This is a genomic window from Massilia agri (genome assembly GCF_024753255.1).
Taxonomy (GTDB): domain Bacteria; phylum Pseudomonadota; class Gammaproteobacteria; order Burkholderiales; family Burkholderiaceae_D; genus Telluria; species Telluria agri.
Genome location: NZ_JANUHA010000006.1, coordinates 122,126 through 136,363, shown reverse-complemented (window position 1 = coordinate 136,363; position 14,238 = coordinate 122,126). Strand labels below are relative to the sequence as shown.

Here is a 14,238-nt window from a genome sequence, read left to right as displayed (position 1 = left end):
TATCAGAAAGGGATGCCCGACAACAAGCTGCGCCGCCCTCCCCCGTCCTTCCCTATACTGCGGCCATGCCCGCCCAGCACCCACTTCCCAAGCAGGAACGCGCCCCGATCGTGCGCACCGAGGGCGACCGCCGCACGCTCGAGTTCACGCCGGGCGACATCCAGAGCGAGATGCGGCTGTCGCGCCCGACGGCCCTGGTGCTGGCCTACACCCGCGCGATGATGTGCTTCGTGCTCCTGGCGCCACGCCCGCGCCACATCGTGATGGTCGGCCTGGGTGGCGGCTCCCTGGTGAAATTCTGCCACCGGCACTTCCCTGACACCCGCATCACGGTGCTGGAGCAGCGCCTGGACGTGATCGCGCTGCGCGGGCAGTTCGCGGTGCCGCCGGCCGACGGGCGGCTAGCGGTGCTGCACTGCGATGGGGCGGCCTGGCTGGCCCTCGCCGCACCCGGCAGCATCGACGTCGTGCTGGTGGACGGCTTCGATAGCGAGGGCCTGTGTCCGAGCCTGTCGAGCGCGGCTTTCTACGCCGACTGCCACAAGGCGCTGGCGCCCGGCGGCGTGCTGGTGGCAAATATCTTCACTTATGATCCTGGCTATGTGACTGCGGTGCAACGCCTGCGGCGGGCCTTCGGGGGCGCCCTGTGCTGGCTATCCGGCATCGCCGGCAACAACGCCATCCTGTTTGCCCAGCGTCCGGCCGGGACAGACGGGGAGCCCAGTCCCGCCATGCGCCTGCTGCGCGACACTCTGCGCAACCGGGGCCTCGGCGCCGGCTGGTCCAACCGCCTGCTCGCACGCCTGTTGCTTTCCTGGCTGGCCCGGCGCGGCGGATGAAGCGGGCGCCGCCCACACGAGGCGGGAAGAAATGAGACATTTCGTTTGCCGAACATGGCCGCCTTGTGACACACTTTGCGTATTCATGCCTACTGGCAAGCCTTCTTTGCGGAACTATTTGCGCTCGATGTTACGTCGCCTGCCCCTGTCGCTCACTCTCACGGCGGCCCTCACGCTCGGAGGTGGCCTGGCCGCGTCCGGCGCCCTGTTCCTGGGCGTGAGCCACCTCGAGTACGACAATATGGCGCTGGCTTTTGGACAGCGTTCGGACGAGCGCGTGGCCGCCGTGCGCCAGGGCATCGAGCAGGCGGTCGAGGTACTGACCGTGACCAACCAGCTGTTCGCGCGCGGCGAACCGGTCAGCCGCGAGCAGTTCCGCGACTTCACCGCCGCCTTGCTGCAACGCCACGGCTATATCCAGGCCTTCAATTTCCACCGCTCGGTGCCGGGCGAGGCGCGCGCGGCCGTCGAAGCGGAACTCGGCCGGGTACGCCCGGGCACCGTGTTCACCGAATTGCGCCCCGATGGCGGCGGCCTGGCCGTTGCCCCGCAGCGCGAGCGTTACCACATCGTCGACTATATCGAGCCGATGGCCGGCAACGAGCGCGCCTTTGGCCTGAACATCACGGAAAACGTGCAGGTGATGAGTGCGCTCGAAGTGGCGCGCGGCGAAGGCCGGGCGGCCGCGACCAGCCTGTTCCAGCTGGCCCAGGACGCCCAGCCGCAGCCGGCTTTCGAACTGATCATGCCGGTGCTGGACCGCCACGGCATGCTGGCCGGCGACACCGCCGTCGTCATCCGCGGCCCCGAACTGGTGCGCGCCTCGCTCGACAACGCGGGCCTGCTGGACGCGCGCGACGCGTCGCGCGACATCGCGGTGTCGGTCTACGCGGGTGAATATGCCGACGGCAAAACCCTGCTGTTCTCCACCGGCGACACCAGGGCGGCCGCGCGCAGCTGGCTCGACAGCCTGCTGGCGCCGGCCCACAGCAGCCACAGCGCCGACATCCTGCGCGTGGCCGGCAAGGCCTGGCGCATCGAGGTGGCCGGCGCCCCGCGCCCCTTCCTCGCCGACCACATGGCCTCGACCTCGCTGCTGGTCGGCGGCATCCTGATGACCCTGCTGGGTACGGCTTTCGTGCAGGCGTCCGGCCAGCGCGCGCGCAAGGTCCAGCAGCTGGTGCGCCAGCGCACCGCCGACCTGCGCCGCACCAACCGCCGCCTGGTCGAAGACATGGCCGCGCGCGAGCGCGCCGAGCGCGCCCTCCAGCAGAGCGAGCAGCGCTTCCGCCAGCTGGTGTCGATGTCCTCCGACTGGTACTGGGAGCAGGACCGCGATCTGCGCTTCACCATGGTCACCGGCGGCTTCACCGAAAAGGCCGGGGTCTCGGTCGAGACCGTGCTCGGCAAGACCCGCTGGGAATACGTGCCCTCCCTGCTCGAGACCGAGGACGGACGCGCCCACATCGCCCAGGTCAAGGCCCATGAACCCTTCGCCAACCTCGAATACCGCACCGTCGACGAACACGGCGACACCCGCTGGTTCCTGGTCAACGGCCAGCCGGTCTTCGACGACCAGGGACAGCTGCTCGGCTACCGCGGCACCGGCAGCGACATCACCGAACGCAAGCTGACCGAGCAGCGCGTGCACCACGTGGCCCAGCACGACGTGCTGACCGGCCTGCCGAACCGCTCGCTGCTGCAGGACCGCCTGGGCCAGGCGATCGCCTACGCCAACCGCAACGGCCGCCCGATCTGGGTCATGCTGATCGACCTCGACCGCTTCAAGTTCGTCAACGATTCCATGGGCCACAAGGCCGGCGACGTGCTCCTGATGACGGTGGCGGCGCGCCTGACCTCCTCGCTGCGCGACACCGACACCGTGGCGCGCCTGTCGGGCGACGAATTCGTGGTGATCCTGTCGGAAGACCACGACGATCTGCTCACCCCCGACATCGTGCAGCGCGTGATGGATTCGGTGGCCCAGCCGGTCATGCTCGGCACCAAGGAATTCTTCGTCACCTGCTCGATCGGCGTGGCGGTCTACCCGAGCGAAGGCACGCCGGCCGACAGCCTGATCGAACACGCCGACATCGCGATGTACAGCGCCAAGAAGATGGGGCGCAACAACTTCCAGTTCTACACCCCGGCCATGAACGAGGAGTCGCTGGAACGCGTGCGCATCGAGGGCGCGCTGCGCAACGCCCTGGAACGCAATGAATTCGTGCTGCACTACCAGCCCCAGGTGGACCTCAAGACCGGCCAGATCGTCGGCATGGAAGCCCTGATCCGCTGGAAGCACCCGGAACTGGGCATGGTGCCGCCGAACCGCTTCATCGGCATCGCCGAGGAGACCGGCCTGATCGTGCAGATCGGCGCCTGGGTGCTGCGCACCGCCTGCGCCCAGAACAAGGCCTGGCAGGATGCGGGCCTGGGCCGCCTGCGGGTGGCGGTGAACCTGTCGGCGCGCCAGTTCGGCGCCGCCGACCTGATCGCCGGCCTGGAATCGGTCCTGCGGGACACCGCGCTGGACCCGGACTGCCTGGAGATCGAACTGACGGAAAGCCTGTTCATGAGCGACGTGACGCCGGCGGTGGAGTTGCTGCACCGCATGAAGTCACTGGGCGTGAACCTGTCGATCGACGACTTCGGCACCGGCTACTCGAGCCTCTCTTACCTGTCGCGCTTCCCGATCGACGTCCTGAAGATCGACCGCTCCTTTGTCGCCGACATTACCCACGACGCCAACGACGCAGCCATCGTCACCTCGATCATCGCCCTGGCCCATAACCTGAAACTGGCCGTGATCGCCGAAGGGGTGGAGACGCTCGAGCAGCTCGACTACCTGCGCAGCCATGGCTGCGACGAAATGCAGGGCTATTTCTTCAGCAAACCGCTGGCCGCCGAGGATTTCGAGACCTTGCTGCGCCAGCGCCGCGCCCTGCCCGCGCCGGCCCATTGCGAGGCTGAGCCGGAGCCGCTGCCCGCCTGAGTTTCCTGCTGCTCGTAGGGTGCACGGCTCCGCCGTGCGCGCGTTCAAACCGTGCATGATTTGCATGCGCTGCATCCTCCACGCGGGAGTTGAACGCGCGGACGGGGAACCCGTCCACCCTACGCAACCCAAAAATCCCAATTAACTCGAAATTTCTCTAGCAAAACTACTAGGAAGCCATTTATTTATGGCCATTTCAATATTGTTAGCTTTAAAATAGCCGTGTCTCTTTTGCAATCTTGGACATACGGATATTTATGATGATGAATGAAATGGGTGAGCTGGCTCCTGCGGCCGACAAGGTGCGCCACAAGCGCCTCGACACCCGCACCCGCGACCTGATCAACCAGGCGGTGGCCTCCGTGCCGACCCTGGGCCTGCAGCGCGCAGCCGAATTCCTTGCGACGATGAACGTGCCGGCCGAAGTGGCCGTGCGGGTGCTGGTTTACCCGAACCGCCGCCGGGCAAACTGAAGAAGCGAAGCCGGACGCGCGGTCCGGCTTGCATTCGGGGACGCCTAGCGGCGTTCCCGTTCGTTGCGCTGGATGTCTTCCAGCGACTCGCGGCCCTTCTCGGTGAGGGCATGGCCGCCGCCTTCCACGGGCACGATGTGCGATTTGATGCTCAGGAAGCGGCCCACGTCGGCGTCGACCGGCGCCATCGGGTCGGCTGCCAGGGCCTTCATGGTCTGCACGCAGCGGCGCAGGAACAGCAGCTGCTGCCCCTTCTCCGTCAGCACGATGCGTCCGTCGCGCATCACCTGCATCATCTTCAGACCCGACAGTTTCTTGAGGTTGCGCCCGACGCAGGCGCCTGGATTGTCGCGCTTTACGCCGCGGCGGACCAGTTCGAGGGCGTCGTATTCGTCCGTCGTCAGTTCTTCGTTCTTCATTCCTGCTTTCACATCGACCAAGGCGCGCCATGTTACCGGGCGCGCGAGGCCAGGTCAACGCAAGGCCAGCCAGGCAAGCCCGCCGGCCGCCAGAGCGCAGGCCAGCGCCAGGCGGGCTCGGCGACGCGAGCCGCGCCCCAGGCGAATGGTGTTGTACAGGGTATGGCCCATGGTGCGCTCCGTGCGTGAAGGGGAATCCGACCATTCTAGGCCGCGCCCATGTCGGCGCCATGACGCGCATCGACTCCAGCCTTGCTCCAGGGCAGGCGCGCGCCGGATGCGGGGTAGCCCTGCTAGGATCGGGGGACATCGACAACCCACCGGAGCACAGCAATGAATGACCCGACTCGCAAAGTCGATCCCGCGGCGCACGGCCGCCCCCTGTACGACGAAGCCGACATCGGCAGCGGCGAAAAGTCGCCGGGCCAGCACGAAACCGAGGAAATGATACGCCAGATCCCGCCGCTGCCCGACAAGAACCAGCAGAAGGACACGACGCAAGACCGCCAGGGCGCCTGACGCGCCCGGGCAAAACACAAGGCCCCGGTCGCAGCAATGCGGCCGGGGCCTCGATCTTTCGGGAGATTCAGTCAGCCCGGATCGGCGGCTCGTTGAAGCCGGGCTCCTCGACCGGCGCATTGACCGGATCGGGAACGTCGTCGGGGACCGGGGGTTTCGGATCAGGCGGCTGGCGGTCCGGCGATTCCGGATCCGGCGTGCTGTGCAGCCGCTGGTATGCTGGCGTGATCGTCATGGCCGGCCTCTTCAGCGGCGCGCCTTCTGCTTGGCGCCGCCACCCGCCCCCTCGCCCTTGCCCGCCTTCTGGCGCGACATGTGGTCGTGGCTGCTCTTCTCGGTCTTGCCGGCGCGCTGCTTGGCCAGGTCTTCTTCCGACATATTGTCCGACTGCTTGTTGGTCTGGCTGCCGCCCGATTTCGATTGGCTCATCGTCATTCCTCCTGTGCGAACATGGTTGGTATCAGCCTAGCATGGATGCCAGCGGCCGGCTTTCAATCGTGCGCGGCATGTGTTCTCGGGCGGCCCAAGCTCGGCTATAGTGCGATTTCCACTTTTTTCTTGCCCATCATGAATCTGCGCCGCCTCCTGCCGGTCTTCCTGCTCGCCACCGGCATGCAGGCCGCCCTTGCCGCCAACCCGATGACACTCGACGACTATCTCGCCCTGACCGGCCCCGCTCCGACCGCCCACCTCGCCTACGGTCCCGCTCCCTCGCAGTACGCCGAGCTCTTCCTGCCGCAGGGCAGCAGCCCCTTCCCGGTCGCGGTACTGGTGCACGGCGGCTGCTGGACCAGCAAGTTCGGCGGCATCACCCAGCTGCGCAATATGGCGGGCGCCCTGGCGGCGCGTGGCATCGCCGTGTGGAACGTCGAGTACCGCCGCAGCGACGAGGCGGGCGGCGGCTATCCCGGCACCTACCAGGACATGCACGCGGCCCTCGAGCTGCTCGCCGGCCAGGCACCGGCGCGCAAGCTCGACCTGAATCGCATGGTCGCGGTCGGCCACTCGGCCGGCGGCCAGCTGGTGCAGTGGATGGCCGGCCGCGCGAAGATTCCCGCCAGCAGCCCGCTCTACCGGGCGAATCCGCTGCCGGTGGCCAATGTGGTCAGCCTCGGCGGCCTGGCCGACCTGCGCAACGAGGCGGCCCTGATCAAGTCCAGCTGCGGGCGCGATACCGTCGAGCTGGCCGGCACGCCGAGCCGCGAACGGCCCGACGTTTTTGTGGACACCAACGCGGCAGAGCTGGCGCCGAACGGCAGCCGTACCTGGCTGGTCACCGGCGAACTGGATACGATCTCGCCGCCGCGCGTGGCCCACGACTACGCGGCCCGGGTGCGCAAGCTGGGCGACGTGGCCGAGGTGGTGATCCTGCCGGGCGCGAGCCACTACGACGAGGTGGCGGCCAGCTCGCCCGCCTGGCCCCAGGTCCTGGGCGTGATCGAACGGGCCCTGGGATTGACGCCAGCCAGGTAGGCGATGACGGTCCGCTTCCTTCCCTATTGCTTGTATAGGAACTTGAAGGACTACAGGCAACGCGGAACTCTGCGTACGACTTAGGGTCTTGTCTTGGGCGTGTTGGAATACAGCCGACATACCGAGCTGACTCAGCTACGCCGCGAAAACCAGGCGGCAAAGTCAAGATAACCAGTGTGCGCAACATGCTGAAAAGTAAGAAGCTGCCAATGTAAAAATGGTTCGCCACCAACGCTCTCGCAGCGACAACGGCGCTACCCGTGGCGAGTCTGACGGCAACGTCAGACACTGCCGCTGGCATATCGCCGACGGCAGGCGGGAAAGTTACGCCTGTCAGGTACGAGCACGGTCAGCAGGACGGCTCGGGGCAGGAAGAGGACGCTGAGCAACCTGCACACGTCTTCGATAGCAGGCGTATTCGACATCAGCACTGTAGTCCACTTCGCCAGAGCAGAGGTGAGTGAACGGTAGGAGATAGATGCCCACTTTGTGCCGGTACTGTCCCGCACCTATATAGCAGGTAGGCAACACGTTTCATTTGCAACCACCGGGCACGAGCACCGCAACCGCTTCCTCAGCGGCCATGGGCGCTTCGTGCCCATTTCATTTGACCCTGGGGGCCTGGACGCCGGCCTGCACTGCGCGGCATCCCCTTGGGCCAGTTACGTACAGCCGACAACTTCCTGCGCACTGGATTTTCGCTGGCGCGTGAAATGCATGCCACGAATCGAAGCGTGGCCGGCTTCGCGGACGAAGTGCTGTTCGAGCCCCTCGGCATCACCAGCGTGAAATGGCAGCTGCAGCCGCGACCTGCTCAAGCTCGGCCAGCTCTACCTGAACGGCGGCAAGTGGGAAGGCAGGCAGGTGATCTCGCGCGACTGGATCAAGCGCTCGATCGCGCCGCATGCGAATGCGCGCGAGGACATCGACTACGGCTACCTGTGGTGGCTGCAGCCCTTCAAGCTGGGCGAACGCAAGGTGCCGACCTTCGGCATGTCCGGCATGGGCGGGAACAAGGTTTTCGTGCTGCCGGAGCAGGATGCGGTCGTGGTGATTACCACCACCAACTTCCAGATGCGCGGCGCCCACCCCAACAGCGACAAGCTGCTCACCACCCACGTCCTGCCGGTACTGATGCAGGAAACGCCTAGGTGAACTCGATCCGGCGCGCCAGCGGCGCCTCGATCTCGAGGTCGCCGCGCGCCACCGCCACGCAAGGCAGGATGTAGCCCTCGGCTTTCTCGTCGAAGGACAGGCCCGGCCACGCGATCAGGTGGGCGGCCGCCCCGCTCTTCACGCGGCAGATGCAGGTGCGGCAGGTGCCGTTGCGGCAGGAACTCGGCAGCTCGATGCCGGCGCTTTCCGCCGCGATGAGGAGCGCGGTGTCGCTGTCCACGGTGAAGCTCAGGCCGCTCGGGTGCAGCACGATGGTGTGCAGGTTCATGTCCGCGATTGTAGCGCCGCCGGGCTCGATTGCTTGAGTTCGTTCACGCACAGACCCCGCCACCCCGGGCTACTACGCTGAGGTTTCCAAGAGTAAGTTTGCAGGAAACCAAAATGAAGACACTCCGCACCGCCCCGATTTTCCTCGCCGCCCTGCTGGGCGCCCTTCCCCTTGCCCAGGCGCAGCAAGTCGCTCCCGCACAGCCGCCGCAGGCCGCGCCGCCGGTCGACCCGGCTGCCGCCAAGCAGGCCGAATTCGAACGCCTGCTGCACGCCCAGGTGCTGCTCGACCGCGCCCGCTTCTCGCCGGGCGAGATCGACGGCGCCTACGGTTCGAACATGCGCCAGGCCTTGAACAGCTTCCAGGCCGCGCGCAAGCTGCCGGTCACCGGCAAGCTCGACGAGGCCACCTGGAATGCCCTGCTGCAGGACAACACGCCGCCGCTGGCCAACTACACCCTGCTGGATACCGACGTGGCCGGCCCCTTCCGCCCGATCCCGGAAGACATGATGGAAAAGGCCAAGCTGCCTGCCCTCGGCTATGCCAGCGTGCTGGAAGGCCTGGGCGAGCGCTTCCACGCCAGCCCGGCCCTGATCGAGCGCCTCAACCCCGGCAAGAATTTCAACCGCGCGGGCGAGCAGATCGTGGTGCCGAACGTGGGCGGCCTGGCGCCGCTACCGCGCGCGGCCAAGGTCGTGGTCAAGGACGAGGCCAAGGTGCTGCAACTGTACGACGCCGGCGGCGCCCTGCTGGCCCAGTATCCGGCCTCGACCGGCAGCTCGAACGACCCGCTCCCGGTCGGCACCTGGAAGATCAACGGCGTGCACGCCAACCCGGTCTACCACTACAACCCCAAGCTGTTCTGGGATGCGGAACCGGGCGACAAGAAGGCCAAGGTCCAGCCAGGCCCGAACAATCCGGTCGGCGTGGTCTGGATCGACCTGTCCAAGGAGCACTACGGCATCCACGGCACCCCGGTACCGGGCCACGTGGGCAAGACCGAGTCGCACGGTTGCATCCGCCTGACCAACTGGAGCGCGGCGGAAGTCGCGGCGGCGGTCGCGGCCGGCGTCGAAGTCGTGCTGCAGAATTGAAGCGAGCTGTACCACCTGAGAACCCGAGCCTGAGCTGACGGAGGATGCGATGCGATCGATCATGACCTTCCTGCTCGGCGTGCTGTTCGGCGCCGGCGCCCTGTTCCTCTTGTTGCGCGCGGTGCCCGACGAGCCCGCCCCAAGCGTGGCGGCGGCGCCGCCGCCGGCCGGGTCCCCGGGCGTGCCGGCCGCCCAGATCGAAGGGAAATTGCCGGACGCGCCGCTGGTCGAGGCCGATCTCTCCACCCTCGACCTGCCGCTGCGTCCCTCGCAAGACCTGCCGGCGGCCGATGCGCCGCCGGCCCCGGCCGACATCGCCGCAGCCGCAGCCGCAGCCGGCACGGGCAAGCTGCTGGTGCCGGTACAGGGCATCAAAACGGCGAACCTGACCGACACCTACGACCAGCCGCGCGGCAAGCAGCGCCAGCACGAAGCCCTCGACATCATGGCGGCGAAAGGCACGCCGGTGCTGGCGGTGGCCGACGGCAAGGTGGAGAAGCTATTCGATAGCAAACCAGGCGGCACCACCCTCTACCAGTTCGACCCCAGCGGCCGCTACGCCTACTATTACGCCCACCTGGACCGCTACGCCGAGGGCATCAAGGAAGGCATGGACCTCAAGCGCGGCCAGGTGCTCGGCTATGTCGGCGTAACCGGCAACTCCGACCCGAACGCACCCCACCTGCACTTCGCCATGTTCGAGCTCACGCCCGAGAAAAAATGGTGGAAGGGAACGCCGGTCAATCCCTTCCCGATGATGGCGGACACGGTCCCCCAATGACCAGTTTTCTTCGGTGTCAGGTCTGACATTCAGACACGAGCTCAGCACTAAACAGCCTTCATGCTTGAGCTCGTGTCCGTTTGTCAGACCTGACACCCGGGGTTAGGTGGTGAGGCTAGTTGTCTTCGCGGGACGGCTCGTCGACGTCCGCGCCGACGTTGATGGCTGCGTAGGCGCGCTGGACGGCGATCGATTCGCGGCTGTCCTTGCCGTACAGTTCTTCCGCCGCCAGGATCATCTTGGCGCGTGCGTCCGCGTAGTTCGTGCTGGAGGTGAACTTGGTGGTGTTGGCGCGGAACCAGATGCGGTAGGCCTTGTCGACGCCGATGCCGGTCATGGCCTGCGGCTGCTTCACCAGGTATTTGCTGTAGTAGTCGCCCGCGGCGTCGGCGCGCGATCCCTTGGCCAGGAAGTAGAACATGCGGTTGTTCGGCCCGCTGCTGTAGTGCACGTCGAGCCGGCGCAGCGAGCTGCTCCAGGCATCGGGGCTGTTGCCGTCCTTGCTCGGCCTGACCATCCAGCGCAGGGGCGTGGCGTTGCGGCTGATCTCGGTGCCCAGTTGCCAGTCGTTGCCCTCTTCCGGGAAGGTCTCGCCCTTGCCGCCGGCGCGGGCATAGGCCTCCACGATCTCGCCGTTGATGTCCGATGCCGATTCGTTCAGGCCGCCGGATTCGCCGGAGTAGACGAGGTCCGAGGTGGCCGCCGTGACGCCGTGCCCCATCTCGTGGCCGATCACGTCGATCGCGCCGAGGCTGGTGAAATAGGTGCCGTCGCCGATGAACATGCAGCGGCAGGTGTCGCTGTAATAAGCGTTGTCGTAGCCGCGGCCGACGTGGGCGGCGATGTAGGTGGAGGTGTCGCGTCCGTCGAGCGAGAGCCAGCCGAACACGTTCTTCAGCGCGTCGTAGGTGTTTTTCAATCCCCACATGGCGTTTACGGCCGCCGTCTGGCCGTTCGGTCCCGTCGTGCTGCCGCCCTCGACGTACTGCTTGCCGTCGCCCCAGATATTGGTGGCATTGGTGTAGACCTTGCCCGCACTGCTGCCATGATTGGCATTGGTGATGGCCATGGCGCCGAAGGTGCCGCCCTTGCCGCGCTCCGGGTCGAGCAGGAGGTACTGGCCGTCCCTCAGGGTGGTGCTGAGCGGCACTTCGCCGTTGTACTGGCTCTTCCCGACCCCGATCACGGTCTGCAGCATGCTCCAGCGCTCCAGTACCGCGGCATCAACGGCGCTGACGATCGTGTCGTGGTAGATGGGCTGCTCGCCCTGGCGCATGCGGGTGCGGACCAGGTAGGCCAGTTCGTAGCGCTCGACCACGTCCTCCACGTCCAGCGCATTCAGTTCTTCTTCCGCCTTGGCGCCGGCGCCGACCACGCGCTGCATGCGCATCACCGGCCAGATCAGGAGTTCGGCCTTGGGCTTGACCACATGCGTGGCGCCCGCGGGCAGGGTCGCCAGCGAGGCGGCAATGGCCGCCCTGGCATTGATCTGCGGCTGGACGCTGAAACTGGCGGTGAGTGCCCCCAGGCGGTTGGCATTGCCCGTGCCGATGTGCTGGCGGCGTTCCGATGCCGTCTCGGACAACACCTTGGCCTGGGCGTCGAGCACGATGACGGAGTCGGAGCCGAAGATGCGCAGCCCCTTCCAGGTATGGGCGGCGCGCAGCACCTGGGTGCCGTCGACGCCGGGATGCTGGGACGTGATGCGGTAGTAGTGGTCGGCATCCAGGCCCTTGGCCTGGCGCTGCGCCGCCAACTGGGCGAGGACGGAGGACTTCGCCTTGGCGCTCAGCGTCGTCGGCGGGCTCATCATGGGCGCCGCCTGGGTGGCCAGGGGCGCGAGCAGCAGGGCTGCAAGCAGTGCTGCCGGGAAGGTGGTGTGCGGGCTCATCTCGTCTCCGTCCGTGAAAGCGCGGCCCTGGAATGGACCGCGCATCGGACAGTGTGGACGAGCTCAGCAGAAACGATTTGCTCCGGCGCAATTGCTCGCACCGGAGAGGTGGACGCAGCCCTGCCCCGCCTTACAGGCTGCGCGTCCAGCTGAGCGCAAAGGTGCGCCCGCGGCCGGCATAGGTGGCGGTCGGGTCGACGGCGGACGCGGACTGCGAGTAGTAGCCGACGTACTGCTTGTCGAACAGGTTCTCGATGCTCAGGCCGAAGCGTCCGTAGGCGCTGTCCCAGGTGAGCGCGGCGTCCGCCAGCGTGTAGCCCTTGAAATGCTCTTCCAGATTGCTGGTGCCGACGCGGCGGCCGATATTGATGTCGCGGTCGCGCAGGTGGCTGGCCTGCAGGCGCAGCTGGGCCTGGGGACGCAGGCGCCAGTTGGCGCCCAGCACCGCCTTGTCCGGACCCTGCGAGCGGGCGCCCAGGTCCAGGTCCATCGGCGCGCCCTGGGTGGCGGCGGTCTTGCCGTCGGTGGTGGCCCAGGTGCCGAACACGCTCCAGTCACGCATCAAGCGCCACTCGGCGTTCGCTTCCCAGCCCTTGACCGTGGTCGGCACGCGCTCGACCAGGCCGATGCCCGCCGACGTGATGCGGATCACGCTGCCGAGCTTGGAGCGCGAATCGTAGCGCGACAGGCCGAACTGCCCCTTGGCGCCGCGCCAGTTGACGCCGACCTCATTATTGCGGGTGACGATGGGCTGCAGGCTGATGAGGCTCGAGACCGACTGGTTCGGCACGTTCACGCCGCGCAGCACGAGTCCCGCGTCCGGCAGGCCGAAGCCTTCGGAGCTGGCGGCGAAGGCCGACCAGCCGGGCAGGAAGCGCCAGACGGCGCCGATGTTCTTCACCGATTTCGAGAACTCGGCCGAGCCGCCTTCCACGCGGCGGCTGCCGTAGGCGGCCAGGGTGGTGTAGGTGTCGACGTCGAGGGTGGCGTTCTCATGGCGCACGCCGCCGCGCACGGTCACCGGGCCGATCTCGTACTCGAGCTGCAGGAAGGGGGCGAGCGAGCGGAACTTCAGCTCCGGCACCCAGGTGCGGTTGGTACCGGCCAGGCGCTGCTGGGTGTGGTCCTTCAGCCAGTCGACGCCGGCGGTCAGCTCCAGGCCCTGCGCCAAGAAGTCCGGGCGCACCCAGGTGATGCGGCTGCCCAGCTTGTCGGCCACCACCTCGGACTGGTCGTAGAGGGTGCCGACCGGCGCGATGCTGCGGTCCTGGAAGGTCGAGGTGTTGGTGGCGCCGTAGAGCGACTCGAAATCGTGGGTGAAGACCTGGGCCGTCAGCGCGCCGCCGAACAGCGCCGCGTGGCGGTAGTCGATGCTGCCGCTCCTCACGCGGTTGCGCGGCGTCATGCCGACCGGGGTGCCCGGCTCCGAGCTGGTCGGCACGCCCTGGGCCACCACGCCGGGGGCGTTGCGGTAGTCGCCGTCGCCGCTGAGGTCGAAGCGGTTCAGGCTCACCTGCAGGCGCTGGTCGCCGAAGCTCTTGCCGATTTTCACGAAGAGGTCGTTGCCGTGCGAATCGAGGGTGTCGCCCTGCACGTTGTCGATGCCCAGGCGCCGGCCGCTGCCGTCGTAGCCCATGCCGCGGCGCTGCACGCTGGCGTAGGCCAGCATGTCGAAGGCCTCGGACTTGTGGCTGACCGTCAGGCCGGTCTTCCAGTCCAGGCTGTCGGACTCGAACTGGCTGGCCAGGCGCGCATTCACCGTATAGCTGGTGCCCGGGGTGCGCGGGGTCTTGGTGATGTAGTTGATGATGCCGCCGGTGGCGCCCATGCCCTGCATGGCCGAGGCGCCGTTGATGACTTCGATGCGTTCGATGATGGCGCTGTCGGCAAAATAGCCTTCGCGCATGCCGGCGCGCAGCGGGTTCGATTGCGGGATGCCGTCGAAGAGGATCAGCGGCTGGCGGCCGCGCAGCGATTCGCCGGTCGAGGTCATCTTCTGGCGGCTCGGCGCATAGCCCGGCACATAGGTGGCCAGGGCCTGCGAGGGGTCGTCGGCGATCAGGTACTGCGTCGCCAGCTCCTGCTGGGTGATGACGGACACCGCGCCCGGGATCTTGTCGACGGCCTTGGCGGTGCGGGTGGCGGTCACGACCACCGAGTTCATTTCCGCCTCTTCTTTTTGCTCCGGCTCCTGCCATGCAAGGGCCGGCAGGCTGATACAGGCCAGTGCGACCGCGGCCGCGAGGGGTTTCATCGACATCGACTTGCGCATCATCGGGAAAAGCACTTTCTGGATTGTAAGATACGAAATGA

The 14,238-nt window shown here is 66.9% G+C and carries 14 protein-coding genes; 8 read left to right on the top strand and 6 right to left on the bottom strand.

Annotation, left to right across the window (positions count from 1 at the left end; translation table 11 throughout):
• Positions 1–65 precede the first annotated feature (65 nt).
• The 3 genes from NX780_RS10930 (at position 66) to NX780_RS10920 (ending at position 4,304) form a co-directional block, all read left to right on the top strand.
• Positions 66–839, top strand: coding sequence for a spermine/spermidine synthase domain-containing protein (locus NX780_RS10930; RefSeq protein WP_258827896.1), 774 nt, complete (start codon positions 66–68; stop codon positions 837–839).
• Positions 840–966: 127 nt separating this feature from the next.
• Positions 967–3,831: a bifunctional diguanylate cyclase/phosphodiesterase gene (locus NX780_RS10925; protein WP_258827895.1), complete on the top strand. Its 2,865-nt coding sequence runs from the start codon at positions 967–969 to the stop codon at positions 3,829–3,831.
• 257 nt (positions 3,832–4,088) lie between these two features.
• On the top strand, positions 4,089–4,304 hold the full coding sequence (locus NX780_RS10920; RefSeq protein WP_258827894.1) for a hypothetical protein: 216 nt from the start codon (positions 4,089–4,091) through the stop codon (positions 4,302–4,304).
• Between the two features lie 44 nt (positions 4,305–4,348).
• Here NX780_RS10920 and NX780_RS10915 read toward each other — a convergent pair whose 3' ends face one another.
• Entirely contained in the window at positions 4,349–4,723 is a 375-nt protein-coding gene (locus tag NX780_RS10915) for a hypothetical protein (protein ID WP_258827893.1), read from the bottom strand.
• Positions 4,724–5,056: 333 nt separating this feature from the next.
• Between NX780_RS10915 and NX780_RS10910 the strand changes: the two genes are divergently transcribed.
• Complete coding sequence (locus NX780_RS10910) at positions 5,057–5,242, top strand: hypothetical protein (RefSeq protein WP_258827892.1); 186 nt, start codon at positions 5,057–5,059, stop codon at positions 5,240–5,242.
• A gap of 67 nt (positions 5,243–5,309) precedes the next feature.
• On the opposite strand, the gene NX780_RS10905 is transcribed toward NX780_RS10910, so the two are convergent.
• Together NX780_RS10905 and NX780_RS10900 are read right to left on the bottom strand one after the other, a co-directional pair.
• Positions 5,310–5,477, bottom strand: a complete 168-nt coding sequence (locus NX780_RS10905) for a hypothetical protein (protein WP_258827891.1) — start codon at positions 5,475–5,477, stop codon at positions 5,310–5,312.
• Positions 5,478–5,488: 11 nt separating this feature from the next.
• Entirely contained in the window at positions 5,489–5,671 is a 183-nt protein-coding gene (locus NX780_RS10900) for a hypothetical protein (RefSeq protein ID WP_258827890.1), read from the bottom strand.
• Positions 5,672–5,809: 138 nt separating this feature from the next.
• Here NX780_RS10900 and NX780_RS10895 point away from each other — a divergent pair, with 138 nt between their 5' ends.
• Both NX780_RS10895 and NX780_RS10890 read left to right on the top strand, forming a co-directional pair.
• A complete protein-coding gene (locus NX780_RS10895; RefSeq protein ID WP_258828029.1) occupies positions 5,810–6,715 on the top strand; it encodes an alpha/beta hydrolase in 906 nt (301 codons plus the stop codon).
• 810 nt (positions 6,716–7,525) lie between these two features.
• Complete coding sequence (locus NX780_RS10890) at positions 7,526–7,870, top strand: serine hydrolase family protein (RefSeq protein WP_307732781.1); 345 nt, start codon at positions 7,526–7,528, stop codon at positions 7,868–7,870.
• On the opposite strand, the gene NX780_RS10885 is transcribed toward NX780_RS10890, so the two are convergent.
• Positions 7,863–8,159: a 2Fe-2S iron-sulfur cluster-binding protein gene (locus NX780_RS10885; protein ID WP_258827889.1), complete on the bottom strand. Its 297-nt coding sequence runs from the start codon at positions 8,157–8,159 to the stop codon at positions 7,863–7,865. The two genes, NX780_RS10890 and NX780_RS10885, sit on opposite strands and share 8 nt — an antisense overlap.
• Before the next feature lie 113 nt (positions 8,160–8,272).
• Here NX780_RS10885 and NX780_RS10880 point away from each other — a divergent pair, with 113 nt between their 5' ends.
• Together NX780_RS10880 and NX780_RS10875 are read left to right on the top strand one after the other, a co-directional pair.
• Positions 8,273–9,253, top strand: a complete 981-nt coding sequence (locus NX780_RS10880; protein WP_258827888.1) for a L,D-transpeptidase family protein — start codon at positions 8,273–8,275, stop codon at positions 9,251–9,253.
• Positions 9,254–9,302: 49 nt separating this feature from the next.
• On the top strand, positions 9,303–10,034 hold the full coding sequence (locus NX780_RS10875; RefSeq protein ID WP_258827887.1) for a M23 family metallopeptidase: 732 nt from the start codon (positions 9,303–9,305) through the stop codon (positions 10,032–10,034).
• 115 nt (positions 10,035–10,149) lie between these two features.
• Here the strand turns inward: NX780_RS10875 and NX780_RS10870 are convergent, their stop codons facing one another.
• Positions 10,150–11,925 (bottom strand): M4 family metallopeptidase, encoded by a 1,776-nt coding sequence (locus NX780_RS10870; RefSeq protein ID WP_258827886.1) that lies wholly within the window; start codon positions 11,923–11,925, stop codon positions 10,150–10,152.
• Between the two features lie 130 nt (positions 11,926–12,055).
• Positions 12,056–14,185, bottom strand: coding sequence for a TonB-dependent receptor (locus tag NX780_RS10865; RefSeq protein WP_258827885.1), 2,130 nt, complete (start codon positions 14,183–14,185; stop codon positions 12,056–12,058).
• Positions 14,186–14,238: the final 53 nt, after the last annotated feature.

Coding starts and splice junctions, on each gene's coding strand:
- NX780_RS10930 (WP_258827896.1), top strand. CDS start 66: ATGCCCGCCCAGCACCCACTTCCCAAGCAGGAACGCGCCCCGATCGTG.
- NX780_RS10925 (WP_258827895.1), top strand. CDS start 967: ATGTTACGTCGCCTGCCCCTGTCGCTCACTCTCACGGCGGCCCTCACG.
- NX780_RS10920 (WP_258827894.1), top strand. CDS start 4,089: ATGATGATGAATGAAATGGGTGAGCTGGCTCCTGCGGCCGACAAGGTG.
- NX780_RS10915 (WP_258827893.1), bottom strand. CDS start 4,723: ATGAAGAACGAAGAACTGACGACGGACGAATACGACGCCCTCGAACTG.
- NX780_RS10910 (WP_258827892.1), top strand. CDS start 5,057: ATGAATGACCCGACTCGCAAAGTCGATCCCGCGGCGCACGGCCGCCCC.
- NX780_RS10905 (WP_258827891.1), bottom strand. CDS start 5,477: ATGACGATCACGCCAGCATACCAGCGGCTGCACAGCACGCCGGATCCG.
- NX780_RS10900 (WP_258827890.1), bottom strand. CDS start 5,671: ATGAGCCAATCGAAATCGGGCGGCAGCCAGACCAACAAGCAGTCGGAC.
- NX780_RS10895 (WP_258828029.1), top strand. CDS start 5,810: ATGAATCTGCGCCGCCTCCTGCCGGTCTTCCTGCTCGCCACCGGCATG.
- NX780_RS10885 (WP_258827889.1), bottom strand. CDS start 8,159: ATGAACCTGCACACCATCGTGCTGCACCCGAGCGGCCTGAGCTTCACC.
- NX780_RS10880 (WP_258827888.1), top strand. CDS start 8,273: ATGAAGACACTCCGCACCGCCCCGATTTTCCTCGCCGCCCTGCTGGGC.
- NX780_RS10875 (WP_258827887.1), top strand. CDS start 9,303: ATGCGATCGATCATGACCTTCCTGCTCGGCGTGCTGTTCGGCGCCGGC.
- NX780_RS10870 (WP_258827886.1), bottom strand. CDS start 11,925: ATGAGCCCGCACACCACCTTCCCGGCAGCACTGCTTGCAGCCCTGCTG.
- NX780_RS10865 (WP_258827885.1), bottom strand. CDS start 14,185: ATGTCGATGAAACCCCTCGCGGCCGCGGTCGCACTGGCCTGTATCAGC.